The organism is Calothrix sp. 336/3 (assembly GCF_000734895.2).
Lineage (GTDB): Bacteria > Cyanobacteriota > Cyanobacteriia > Cyanobacteriales > Nostocaceae > 336-3.
Genome location: NZ_CP011382.1, coordinates 1,627,995 through 1,640,671, shown reverse-complemented (window position 1 = coordinate 1,640,671; position 12,677 = coordinate 1,627,995). Strand labels below are relative to the sequence as shown.

At 42.3% G+C, this 12,677-nt stretch carries 11 protein-coding genes; 1 reads left to right on the top strand and 10 read right to left on the bottom strand.

Going from position 1 to position 12,677, the window contains the following annotated elements; translation table 11 throughout:
* Window positions 1-47: 47 nt before the first annotated feature.
* The 9 genes from IJ00_RS06535 to IJ00_RS06510 all read right to left on the bottom strand — a co-directional run bounded on the left by IJ00_RS06535 (window position 48) and on the right by IJ00_RS06510 (window position 7,492).
* Complete coding sequence (locus tag IJ00_RS06535; RefSeq protein WP_035151177.1) at window positions 48-2,201, bottom strand: polysaccharide biosynthesis tyrosine autokinase; 2,154 nt, start codon at window positions 2,199-2,201, stop codon at window positions 48-50.
* 174 nt (window positions 2,202-2,375) lie between these two features.
* Window positions 2,376-3,563, bottom strand: a complete 1,188-nt coding sequence (locus tag IJ00_RS06530; RefSeq protein WP_035151174.1) for a glycosyltransferase family 4 protein — start codon at window positions 3,561-3,563, stop codon at window positions 2,376-2,378.
* A gap of 104 nt (window positions 3,564-3,667) precedes the next feature.
* Window positions 3,668-4,882 carry a glycosyltransferase gene (locus tag IJ00_RS06525; RefSeq protein WP_035158552.1) on the bottom strand — a complete coding sequence of 405 codons (1,215 nt, stop codon included), beginning with the start codon at window positions 4,880-4,882 and terminating at the stop codon, window positions 3,668-3,670.
* A gap of 172 nt (window positions 4,883-5,054) precedes the next feature.
* The gene (locus IJ00_RS28800) at window positions 5,055-5,213 is read right to left on the bottom strand and encodes a hypothetical protein (RefSeq protein ID WP_168163433.1); all 159 of its coding nucleotides are present in this window, start codon (window positions 5,211-5,213) and stop codon (window positions 5,055-5,057) included.
* 334 nt (window positions 5,214-5,547) lie between these two features.
* Window positions 5,548-5,937, bottom strand: coding sequence for a hypothetical protein (locus IJ00_RS06520; RefSeq protein WP_035151171.1), 390 nt, complete (start codon window positions 5,935-5,937; stop codon window positions 5,548-5,550).
* The gene (locus tag IJ00_RS28180) at window positions 5,915-6,157 is read right to left on the bottom strand and encodes a hypothetical protein (RefSeq protein ID WP_144415996.1); all 243 of its coding nucleotides are present in this window, start codon (window positions 6,155-6,157) and stop codon (window positions 5,915-5,917) included. The genes IJ00_RS06520 and IJ00_RS28180 overlap by 23 nt, the downstream gene beginning before the upstream one ends.
* Before the next feature lie 39 nt (window positions 6,158-6,196).
* On the bottom strand, window positions 6,197-6,640 hold the full coding sequence (locus IJ00_RS06515; protein WP_035151169.1) for a hypothetical protein: 444 nt from the start codon (window positions 6,638-6,640) through the stop codon (window positions 6,197-6,199).
* Window positions 6,641-6,767: 127 nt separating this feature from the next.
* Entirely contained in the window at window positions 6,768-6,914 is a 147-nt protein-coding gene (locus tag IJ00_RS28795; protein ID WP_168163432.1) for a hypothetical protein, read from the bottom strand.
* Window positions 6,915-7,090: 176 nt separating this feature from the next.
* Complete coding sequence (locus IJ00_RS06510; protein ID WP_035151165.1) at window positions 7,091-7,492, bottom strand: hypothetical protein; 402 nt, start codon at window positions 7,490-7,492, stop codon at window positions 7,091-7,093.
* Window positions 7,493-7,826: 334 nt separating this feature from the next.
* Between IJ00_RS06510 and IJ00_RS06505 the strand changes: the two genes are divergently transcribed.
* Window positions 7,827-11,891: a HEAT repeat domain-containing protein gene (locus IJ00_RS06505; RefSeq protein WP_168163431.1), complete on the top strand. Its 4,065-nt coding sequence runs from the start codon at window positions 7,827-7,829 to the stop codon at window positions 11,889-11,891.
* Window positions 11,892-12,194: 303 nt separating this feature from the next.
* On the opposite strand, the gene IJ00_RS06500 is transcribed toward IJ00_RS06505, so the two are convergent.
* A complete protein-coding gene (locus IJ00_RS06500; protein ID WP_035151162.1) occupies window positions 12,195-12,410 on the bottom strand; it encodes a hypothetical protein in 216 nt (71 codons plus the stop codon).
* Window positions 12,411-12,677: the final 267 nt, after the last annotated feature.

Genomic DNA, 12,677 nt, shown 5'->3' with positions numbered 1-12,677 from the left:
GCCCAATGCCTATTTTCATCTGTCCTGGTGTACGCAGTTGATGATGGCTACTTAGAATTTTTTCCACCACTCAGAGCGGTGAAGCTCTTGTTTGTGGGGGTTAATTTGGGTTGATAGCCTGTTACTGGGTAACGGTAGTATAAATCTGTGTCTGAGGTCATGCCATTCACGACAATACCGAGAACTTTTACCCCATTATGAGTTAAATCAACTACTGCCTTTTGGAGAATTTCCTTCAGGGTAAAGCCGGGACGTGTAACTACTACCATACCGTCACTATAACGACTCAAGGTAGAAGCATCAGCGCAAGCACATAGAGGAGGAGTGTCAATAATTACCAAGTCGAATTTGGCGGTGGCTTCGGCAATTAGGGCTTTCATCTCTGGTGATTCTAGGAGTTGGGAAGGACGGTTATGCATTTCCCCGCAGGTGAGAACTGACAAATTCTCTGTTCCGGAGGGTTGTACCGCTTCCATCAGGGAAAGATTACCAGCAATGACATCAGCAACACCCGGTTTATGCTCAAGGTGGAAAATTCGATGTTGTTCGGGACGACGTAAATCCGCATCAATAATTAAGGTTTTGCGGGAGAGCATCGCCGAAACTGCTCCTAGGTGGGAAGCAACCACAGACTTCCCTTCACCGGAAATCGTGCTACTGATCACAATGCTATTTAGGTCTTCCAGGTTACGGAATTCGATGTTTTTCAGGAGCATCCGGTAGGGTTCCACGGAGCCGATATCATCGAGGAACGTATCCGCAGACTGTAATTTCAGAGTACTTCCAGGTAGACGGGGTAGGACACCGAGCAGTTGTAATTTCAACAAGTCTTGAGCTTCCCAACCACTGCGCAGGGTGTTATCCATGGCTTCCAGAAGCAAGATGATACCCGTTGCCAGAACAGTACCAAAAACCGTTGCCACAACCAACACCACGGGAATTTTCGGGGAACTGGGAGAGGTACCAGGTTTGGCAAATTCGATAATGCTGAGGTTGCTGACTTTTTGCGCTTCGGCGATGCGAGCTTCTTCTAACTTGCGTTGCAGGGTTTTTAGAGATTCGGCGGCTTCTTCCCGTTTGCGGGTGAGAGCAGCGACGGATTGTTGTTGTAGGGGTAGTTTACCTAGACGTGCTTGGAGATTAGCTCGCTCTGCTTGGATAACACGGAGTTTTTTCTGGACAGCTAGACTTTCCGTTTGATTGGTGATTAACTGAGCAGTTAAATCCTTGGTGAGGTCATCGGAGGCAAAATTGGTGGTTTGACTTTGCCCATCGGGGGAGACTCGTGCCACCTCTTGCTCGTACATTGCCTTGACTGCATCCCGTTCTTGGACGAGTTTTGTGACTGTGGGATGTTCTTCGGTAAATTTGAGTTTAGCTTGGATGACTTGCTGTTCTAATTCTGTGAGCTTAGAGCGTAGCTTTTTGACTTCCTCATCCTGTCCAGTGCGCACAGCACTATAAGCTTTGTCGAGGGATGTGGTTTTGGTAATTTTTTCTAGGGAAGCAGCGCGCGATCGCAACTCTTGTAACTGAGCTAGGGCGGTTCTTTCTTGGTCTTCCAAACTTGCCAAGCTCGTCACCACACTCTTGCTTTGCTCATCAAAGGAAACAATCCCACTTGCCTGTTTTTGGCGATTTTCGTTGGCTTCTGCCACAGTCAAGTTACGCTGTGCCGCAGGAACCTCTTTCTTTTCCAGAAATTCTCGGACTTTTGTGGCTTGGGAACTGATGGTACGGGTATTCTCTTCTACCATCGTCTGGGCAATCACATTCAACAGTTTCGCCGCTAATTGGGCATCTCTGGCTTCATATTTGAATTCCAGAATATTCGTAGCTGGAACAATTTTTACCTTGAGTTTCTTCCTCAGCTTTTCTGGGGTGATTGAGTCTTTCACTCCTGGAGGATAGGTGGCGGCGATCGCCTTTTCTAATACCTTCTCCGATTTCACCAATTCGGCTTGGTCAGCCAGGGGACTCGGACCACCCGGTGTAGTTGAAGTTACCTGGGTCAGGTCACGCCCTAAGTCAGAAACACTGACTCGCTTGTCATCCAGCATCATCCTGGCAGATGCTTCGTATAATTTGGGACTTAGTAATAAATAAGCTCCCGCCGCACCCATCACAGCCACAAAAGCTGCTGCTGCCGGTAAACCACGTCGTTTTAAAACTGCTACTAAAGATGAAATACCTTTTGCCATTTCTTTACTATTTAATATTCCTGATTTTAATTAGTAGCACCCTATCAATATTTGAGACCTGAGGGAATAGGTAATTGGGAAGAGGTTATTGGGGAAAGGTGAATATCAAAAATATCCCTAGCTCTCCCACTCCCCTGAGGCTCCGCTTTTACTTTCTTCCCTCACACCTTGCACCTAATCCTTACCCATCACACCAGCCAATCCACCTGTATTTGCACCAACTCTGACGGTGTCGGGGGTATCTAACAATGTGGTGTAAAGTTTTAAGGTTTCCGAGGAAATGTTTTCCCAACTGTAGTGCGCTTGGATATGTTTTTGGGCTCTTTCTGCCATCACTGCCAAGTCTTGGGGGTGATTGACTGCCCAATCCATGGCACGAATACAAGCGTTCCCATCCCCAGCAGTAAACATTGTACCTCTGCCACCATTGAGTAATTGTTGATGGGGCAAAATGTCACTCGCTAGAACGGGAATACCTTCCTGGATAGCTTCCAGCATGGCTAGGGGTAATCCTTCTAAGTCGGAGGGGAGAACAAATAGCCCCGCACCTCGGACAATTTCCCATAACCTGGCTCCCCGCAATTCCCCAGCAAAGATAATATCCGGGTTATTTGCTACCTGTTCTAGGAGTTTGGTGGTATATGACTGGGTATCGCTGACACCACCGGCTAATACTAATTTCCAACCAGGGGGTTTAAGTTGGCTAAAGGCTTCTACGAGTAAATCCGGGCGTTTTTCTGGAACTAGTCTACCGACGTAGACCATGTATTTACCTGATGTTAAACCTAACTGTTGACCATAGGCAAAATGTGGGTCTGACTCCCCATAACTAGCTGGAGCGTTGGGGATGTATACTGTTTCCCGTTCGTAGTTCTGCCAAAAGTAAGATTTCAGAGCTTCAGATACAACAATTAAGCCGTGAGCGTAACGAACTGCGGCTTTTTCCCCCATTTGAATCAAGCGAGTGGAGAAAGTACCCCATTTTGCCCGTTGCCAGTCTAGTCCTTGACAGGTGACAACCACCTTGGCAGAGGTAGCAATGCGTGGTAGGACGGTAAATAGGGATGGTCCGAGGGCATGAAAATGCACAATATCGTATTTTTTCCCTGTGGCGGCGATCGCCCCCAGAGCAGAAGTCACGAAAGCATCAACTCCCCGCATCCGCATATCGGGCATGGAAATGACTTTCACACCTTGGAAATCATAGGTATCTAACCAAGGAGAATCTGTGTAAGTTGCCCGTCCGAATAAATCTACACTGTGCCCCTCGGCGACAATTCGAGGGTAAACTTCTGCACATTGATGTTCAATACCACCTTGCCTAGGAGGTAGACCTTTTGCACCGATAACTGCAATTTTCATCTTCTTACTATGTTTAGTATGTTTTGTAAGTGTTTTGGGTGATTATTATGCCAAGTCACCTGCTGGCACTTCCACGGCAGCAGAATAGGGAAACACACTGGTTGTTAATTTACTAAAGCTGGGTAACGTTGCTCCCAACGATGCCACATTTGACTGTAGACATCTTCCACTACCTTGCTGGCAGCATAGGGTTGTGCTGCTCGCACACAAGCTTGGATGGGGTAATTCTCCGGTTGTAGAAGAATTCGACGCAAACCATCGGCAATGCAAACTGGTGTCCGTTCAGCACAAACTACCCCACTATCAGTAGTTAATAGTTTGGGAGTTTCCCCGCAATGGGTTGTAACTATCGGTGTACCGGAAGCTAGTGCTTCCAATACTACCAAGGGTAAACCTTCGTAGGCGCTACTCAGAGCAAATACGCTACTGAGACGATGCAATTTCGACAATTCCTGAGCTGTGACCGCCCCTAACATTGTCACCCTTGAGGCTAAATTTAACCGGGCAATCTCAGCTTGGATTTCCTCTGCTAGTTCTCCGTCTCCAGCGATCAGTAAGTGTACCAAGGGATCGTTTAAGGCAGCTAGCGATCGCACCAATAAAATCGGATCTTTTTGGGGATGCAGTCTACCAGCAAACAGCACAAACCGAGTAGATGCTGGCAAACCCATCTGGGATGCCATTTCTGCCCTTGCTGCTTCCTTCCCTTCCGGACTTAGCGGGTAAAATATCTGATCATCGAAGGAGTTTTTGATATACGCCACCCGTTCTGCTAAATCGGGATAACGCTGTTGATATAACCTTGCGGAATCTGTATTACAGGAGAGAATTTCCGCAAATTGCTTGACCAATAGTTTTTCTAGGGCAAAATAAACTGTGGGAAATCTCCGCCACAGGATTGCATTTTTATTTCCCCCAGCTTGCATTTGTGTCTGGATATCGTTGTGAATAAACAGAGTCTTTTCCCCTTGCCACTTCTGGGTTGCCAGGGTTGGCTCTAGACGGTGGAAGTGCATGAAATCCGACTCATAGCAACGCCCAAACAGGGCAGTCGTATACTTAATAGTCGTTGGTATCAGCTTTCTGACATTATCATTTTCTATAGTCAACAAAGGCAGGAAACTAATCTCCCTGCCTGCAAATTCTGCCTGTTGCCATTCACCTATAGGTTGCTTGCTGTCGCTACCAGTCCCCACTAGGCGGACGGTAAACTCCTCAGGAGCATACTTAATAAAGGTGTTGATTAATGTCTGAATTCCTCCAATAGTTTTATTCCACGGATTGTATTGATAAAAGATTGTGAGAACAGGTTTACGCATGAAAGTCATCCTGTAAATATTCCGTGCAAACACCGAAAAAATCTCTCGTGTTTAAGAAACTATTAAAAAACATCCGTCTTGCCTTCATCATAATGTAGAGATTTTAAGAATTCCTTGCACTCTACCCATAGGTGGAACCATAAACCCTAGATTTGAAAACATTGTAGAACAGTTATCCATAGCCTGCACCAGATGACCACCGTACAATCACTGAAGTAAATTCTAAGGCTTTAAAGAAAATAAACTCTATATTTACTGTTTCTACATATTGTCTTCGTAATATCTCTAAAATACTAGTATTTCTGACATTAAAAGTCACTGCCTTTGCCAAGATTTTACATAATCTTCATGGATTTTTGGTATAAAAAGTATCTTGAATATTGACAATTAAAATATGTTGTATAGCAAATATACAAATTTACAAAAATTTAACAAAATATATCAAAGAATGCAACATCTGCCTGACTTGTTCTCAACGTCATGAAATGAAGCAGCTGCATCAAGCCATTTATGGGAGTATATATATAAAAATCCCCCAGTTATGTGAGCGACTGGAGGAATTGTGGTTTAGGTGATTAGCAAGGACTGGCGGTGGGATTGAAGATGGCACCGCTCGCCTGAAAATAGATAAGGGGATGTTTGGATAAGGTGTAGCTGCTGTTGCGTTAGCAGGAAACAACTTTGCCAGTGGCATTGAAGAGTGTCCCGCCAGATTGGAAACAAATATTATTTTTTACTACAAGTTTTTGTCGGAAGAATACGCCCTGACTGTCACTTTTACGCATCATCAGGACAACTACTGAACCTGATGGGATTTGGAAGGAGCGACGCTGATTTAGGGGTATGTTAATGGCTTGAACGGAAGGAAGTCGGCTGGAAATGGAGTGAGTGATCAAGAAATCAGCATTGTAAAAACCTGCGTTGTGGAAGGTGATAGTGTGGGTGGAAGCAGTCTGAGCCATAGTTGGTGCAATGTTGGCACTCATCATAGTAGTTGCGGCGACAGCAGCCAGACCTAGAGCTTTAGCGGATTTAATAGAGTGTGAGAATTGCATAGTGTGTACGTTTGTGTTTGTTGCTTGTGATGAGATACATATGAGGAATAGTGGGTTTATATAGGGGAGCGATCGCCCTTGCTAAAATCACTGTATTTAGCTGCAATCGTTGTTGAATGTTGGATTCGGTAGAGTAGCGAAGGTGGCGAATAAACTTGTAGGCGAAGCTGTAATCAACGAAATATAACCTTGCGTTGTATCTACCCCTTCTTGATGACATCCACAGAAGGGGATTTTGTGATGAGGTTTGGGCTGTGAATTAGCAAGAACCCTGACGGAAATTTCCTTTGGGATTGAATACGGTTTGGGTGTTGAAAAAGCAAAGATTATTGTCCAGACGGAAGGTGCGTTGAATAAAGACCTGGTTATTATGGTTCATACGACCTGTCACGGTGACAAATCGCCCTGCACCTTGGCGAATTTCTTGTTCAGTGAGCGGGTAGGAAGCCAATTGTTTTTGCCCCGCCATCATTTTTTGGCTGTCAAAAGTCTTCAGCACTCGGAGAACTCTTCCGTCAAAACTTTTTATCTGTCCAGTGACAAAGTAGCGCGCGTCGTAGGCTCCTTGATTTGAGAAACCAATGTTCGCGGTGGGTGCCACTTGTGCGAAAACGGGTGCAACGTTGGCGGTAATCATCGTAGCAGCGCTGATAGCAGCAAGACCCAGAGCTTTAGCAGATTTGATAGAGTGTAAGAATTGCATAATTGATACTCCTGTTGTGTTTGTGTGTTGTGTGTTTGCATTTTTTGCTTGTAATCATATAGACGTTGAGAATTTTGGGTTTATGCAGGGGAGCGATCGCAATTGGGAAAATAAATTTAGAAAATAGTCAACACAATAAACCAGTTATGGGAGTATCTATATATATAGATAGAGGTGATGGATAGAGGTGATGGATAGAGGCTATGAGTAGAGGCGATCGCCCCCAAAATCCCCAAATATCCCAAATATCCCAAATATCCCAAATATCAATCATCAGGCTATGGTAATTAGTCCTGATTCTCGTGGTTACAAAACAGCGATAGTAGAGTCAATAAAAAAATCCCCCAGTTATGTGAGTGACTGGAGGAGTTTTGGTTTAGGTCATTAGCAATAACTGGCACTAGGATTGAAGATGGTGCCGCTTGTCTTAAAACAGATATTATTGTTGCGTTAGCAGGGAACAACTCTGCCACTGGGATTGAAGAGTGTCCCGTCGGCTTGGAAACAAATATTATTCCGATCTACGAGGAATTGTCGTTGGAAGAATACGCCCCGGTCAGTGTTTTTACGCATCGTTACGGTGATCACTGTACCTGATGCAGAGAGGGGGACTTGGAAGGAGCGACGCTGATTTAGCGGTAGGTTGATGGCTTGAAGGGCGCGAGCTTGCCTGGGAATGGAGTGAGTAATAAAGAAATCAGCGTTGTAAAAACCTGCGTTGTGGAAGGTGATAGTACGGGTGGGAGCAGTCTGAGCCATGGTTGGTGCAACGTTGGCAGTAATCATCGTAGCAGCGCTGATAGCAGCAAGACCCAGAGCTTTAGCGGATTTGATAGAGTGTAAGAATTGCATGATTGATACTCCTGTTGTGTTTGTGTGTTGTGTGTTTGTGTTTTTTGCTTGTGATCATATAGACGTTGAGAATTTTGGGTTTATGCAGGGGAGCGATCGCAATTGGGAAAATAAATTTAGAAAATAGTCAACACAATAAACTAGTTATCGGAGTATCTATATATATAGATAGAGGCGATGGGTAGAGGTGATGAATAGAGGCTATGAGTAGAGGCTATGAGTAGAGGCGATCGCCCCCAAAATCCCAAAATCCCAAAATCCCCAAATATCCTAGATATCAATCATCACGCTATAGTAATTTTTAAGTCCTGATTCTCGTGGTTAAGGAATGGCGGTGATTGACTGGAGAGCTTATCTAGAATCGATTTGCCAAAAATATGCTGAATGGCAGGAGAGCTACACCATCACGGATGTGGTAGGTAAAAACCGTGACCAAGAGATAGCAAAGGTAAAATCACTGTTATTCGATTTGCAAGCAAGTCTATGCCAACCAGAAACCCAGAAACCAGAGAGAGAAGCATTCCTAGAATCTAGGAATGAACGGGAAATATTAAATATTCTGGAAGGTTTGCGGAAATATGCACCAAAACACGTACTTTTGATAGGTCGTCCCGGTTCGGGAAAATCCACAGCTTTGAAGCGGTTGCTTTTGGAATTAGCAGAAGGGTTGGGAAACACGGGGGACAAAGAAGATAAATCCGTCATTGCGATCGCCACCCAGCAAAACCAAGCAATCTCACCAACGACTGAAAACCAGACAAACCCCGTCATTGCGAGTGCAGCGAAGCGGAAAGAAGCAATCTCATCACCTACCGGAGAAACCCGAATCCCCGTACTCGTAGAACTACGATATTACGAAACATCCACCATCGACTTAATTACAGCCTTTCTCCATAGCCATCACCCCACTTTACCCATAGACAGCGAAACCGTAAAACAACTATTGCGACAGGGTAATTTTTTCTTGCTCATCGATGGTGTCAACGAATTACCATCCCCAGAAGCACAGCGCAACTTACAAAAATTTCACCAAGATTACCAGCAAACCACCCCAATGATATTCACGACGCGGGATTTAGGGGTAGGTGGAGATTTAGGAATTGACAACAAGCTGGAAATGCAACCCCTCACAGAAACCCAAATGGGAGAATTTGTGCGCGGGTATCTGGGTGAAACCGGGGAAGCGATGTTGCAACAGTTGGGAGGAAGGTTAAGGGAATTTGGGGAAACACCGTTACTGTTAATGATGTTGTGTTTGGTATTTGCCAGCAACGGAAATCAAATACCGCCAAATTTGGGTTCGGTATTTCGAGTATTTACAGATGCTTATTCTCGTGACACTAGGCTAAAAGGAGGTGTACAAGTTTACGAAGATTATCAGGATTGGTGTTTCAATCTATTGCGAGAATTAGCATTTAAAATGATGCAGAGTTCGTCATCTACAGATTTTCGCTTGAGTATTAATAGGGAAGAAGCAGAAGATATTTTATGCGAGTATTTACAGGAAGAAAAATTTAATCAGCCTCGTGTCTATGCAAAGCGTTGGTTAAATGATTTATTAAAGTGCCATTTAATCCAAATTGTTGCAGGAGATAAAATTGAGTTTCGTCATCAATTAATTCAAGAATATTACGCGGCAGAAAAGTTGTGGTCGTTGGTTAAGAAGAAAAAACTGACTGATGATGAATTACAATGGGATTATTTAAATTATTTGAAATGGACAGAACCCACAGCATTGATGTTGGGTTTGGTGGATGATGAGGTTTTGGCTTTGCGGGTTGTCAGGTTGGCTTTGCAGGTTGATTGGCAATTTGGAGCTAGATTAGCAGGGGAGGTTAGGGTTGAGTGGCAGGAGAAAAGTGTTGGGTTTGTCGAAAGTTTAAATATTCCTGTATTGTTAAAAGCAAAATTACTCGGAAAAACAAAATCAGAAGAAGCTATTCCATTTTTAATGCGTTTTTTTGAACATGAATATTCAATTCCTGAAGATGATGAAAGTTATCATCCACATTTTCATATTACATTTGCATTAAGAGAAATAAAATCAAAAGCAACTATTGATACATTAATTAAGCTTTTAAAGCATGATGATGTATGTGTTCGTGATGAAGCTGTAATTGCTTTGGGAGAAATAAAAGCAGAAGCCTCTGTTTATGAATTAATTAAACTGATAGAAGATGAAGAACAATTAGTACGTTGGAGTACTAGCAAGGCATTAAGAGAAATTCAATCTCAATCAGTAGTTTGTCAATTAATTAAGCTTCTTAGTCATCAAGATTTATCTATTTGCAAAAATGCTATATCTGCTCTCAGAATAATCAAATCACAAGAGGCAATTTCTCACTTGCTAAATCTTTTGGAAACTCAAGATATATCTATCTGTCGTTACGCTATGGCTGCCCTGCTAGTAATTGATTTAGAAGGTATGATTCCTAGATTACCTCAATTACTCGAACATGAATACCCATCTGTATGTGAAATAGCAGTTAAGGCTGTGGGGGCAGTCAAATTAGAGAAAGTAATACCCAAATTAATACAATTTCTCGAACATGAAAATTTAGATATACGCATAAGTGCAATCAATGCGTTGGGAAAAATTCAGTCAGAAGAGGCAATACCCAGATTAATCAACTTTCTTGAAGATAAAAATATAGATATACGTGAAAGCTCTATAAAATCTTTAATAGAAATTAAAATAGAAGTTGTAGTTTCCGTATTACTTAAATTATTGGAACATAAAAATTTCGATATACGCATAAGTGCAATCAACTCACTAGGGAACATTCGGTCAGAAGAACCAATACCCAGATTAATCCAATTTCTTGAACACGAGAATGTAGATATACGAGAAAGTGCTACAAAAACATTGATAAAAATACAATCTGAAACGACAGTTATAAGATTGATTGAACTTCTAGAACATGAAAACTTAGACATAGTTAAAAATTCTATAAAAACCCTGGGAAAATTGAAAGCAGTAGAGGCAATATCAAATTTATGTCAACTTCTGAACCATGAAGATTTAAATATACGTAAAATTGCTAAGTATGCCCTTAATGAAATGCCGCCAGAAGCATTTATTAATAATATCCTTGTATACGATTTATACAATGGCTCTTGCTTCGCTAAGGATATAAATAATTATACATCAGATTTGAAAAATATTCAATTTAATTTAGATGATTACTTGTGGAATAATCAAATTGGTTCTGATTACGATGAACCTAACTTTATTGATGAATCAGAAGTTATCTATCCTAGAGATGACTATCCAGAAAAAAGATTTTCTGAGAATAGAATAAGAGATTTGATTAAGCAAAGTTATTCCCAAGAAATGGATGGTCTATACGCATTACATGCCATGGAAATACTCGAAGAAATCCAACAACATCTAAAATACTACAAACCCCAACCCAATCGCACCATGTCCAACATCCTCTCCCATAACTATGCCCTACTAATCGGTGTCGGAGAATGCGCTTATCCCGATTGGTCATTACCAACCACCGTCAAAGACATTCGAGCAGTAAAAACCCTCCTCACAGACGAAAAATTATGCGGCTATATCGACAATAATCAACACCTGCGCTTACTCTCCAACCAAACCGCAACCAGCGCAAATATATTAGAAGGTTTAAACTGGCTCAAACAACAAGCCGAAAATGACCCGGAAGCAACTATATTTATATATTATTCCGGTCATGGCTGGTTGGATAAATCCACAAATCAATATTATTTAATTCCCCACGATACAAAACCCCATAAATTAACTAAAACAGCTTTACCTGCGGAAAACTTTAATACTGCATTACAACAAATCCCAGCAAAGCAATTACTCGTAATTATCGATAGCTGTCACGCCCAAGGTATGGCATCATCCAAGGATGAACCACAAGATAGCGATTTACCAGATAACTTTGTGGAAAGTGCTTTACCCAAAAATATCATCGACGAACTCAAACAAGGTGCGGGAAAAGTCGTTTTCACCTCCTCCACGGGAAACCAATCATCCTGGATACGTCCCGATGGCAAAATGAGCGTCTATACCTACCATCTCCTAGAAGCATTGCAAGGTGCAGCAAACCAAGCGGGGGATAAAGTCGTCAAGGTTTCCCATTTAATGAACTATCTCAGCAAAACCGTACCCGCAACCGCACGGGAATTATGTAAAGCCGAACAAACACCATTTTTCAGCTTTGAAACCGAAGATTTCCCCGTTGCTTTGTTGTGTGGTGGTAAAGGATTAGCAACCGCAGGATACGACAAACAGCAAACAGAGGAAACGATTCGCGGGATTGTGAATAATTTGACGGTTAGTAATAGCGATGTGGGAACTATGGTTACTATTATTGGTAATAATGCAAGCGTTGGTGATATTTCTTCAAATAAGGGTAAGTGATGGGTATTTGAGAGTTTGTTGCTGGGGTTTAGAACTCCAACTTTTTCAAAAATAGGACTTACACAATCGTAACGGGAAAACTAGACTTTGAGATTGCTTCCTTATACCAATTCTGTATGAGGCTGCACAGAATTTGACCCCACCCCCTAACCCCCTACCCCGCTTGCGGGGAGGGGGAACTAGATTCTTGTTCCCTCCTCGCTAGCGGGGAGGGTTAGGGTGGGGTTTTTTATTATGCAACTTCATATTAAAAACGATATAACCAAACATTGGTATCAATAAAAGATATAACATTTGTCATAACTAACGATTGTAAATTTCCTCACGACTGAGAAAACCATTCACTTGAACGGGATGCTCAGTCAATTCATCAATTATGTCTTTTTTTTGAGACAATTTTTTTTGTACCAAAACAATGACTTTAATATCTTCTCCTTCACCAAGTTCTTGTTTGTACTGATCGGGAATCTGAATTAAACCATTTTGGATTTTTGCTTGAAACTCTACTGCATTCAGCATTTTTATTCTCTTTTTGAATCTACTAAAATTTCCAAAGTTTTGAAGCTGGTTGGGGTACTTCACCTTACATTATATTCGCCATGGTTAGCGCCAGCGATGGGTTTGGTTTGAATTGATATGAAGGCGATCGCCACAATAGGGTTTTCCAGTCGAGTAATACCAATTTGAAAAAAGAAGGCAACAGATGAATTTTGTAGAGACGTGTTAGCGTAGAGGGAGCAGGGAGCAAGAGGCTATAATATCACATCTCATATTCTGGATATGTTG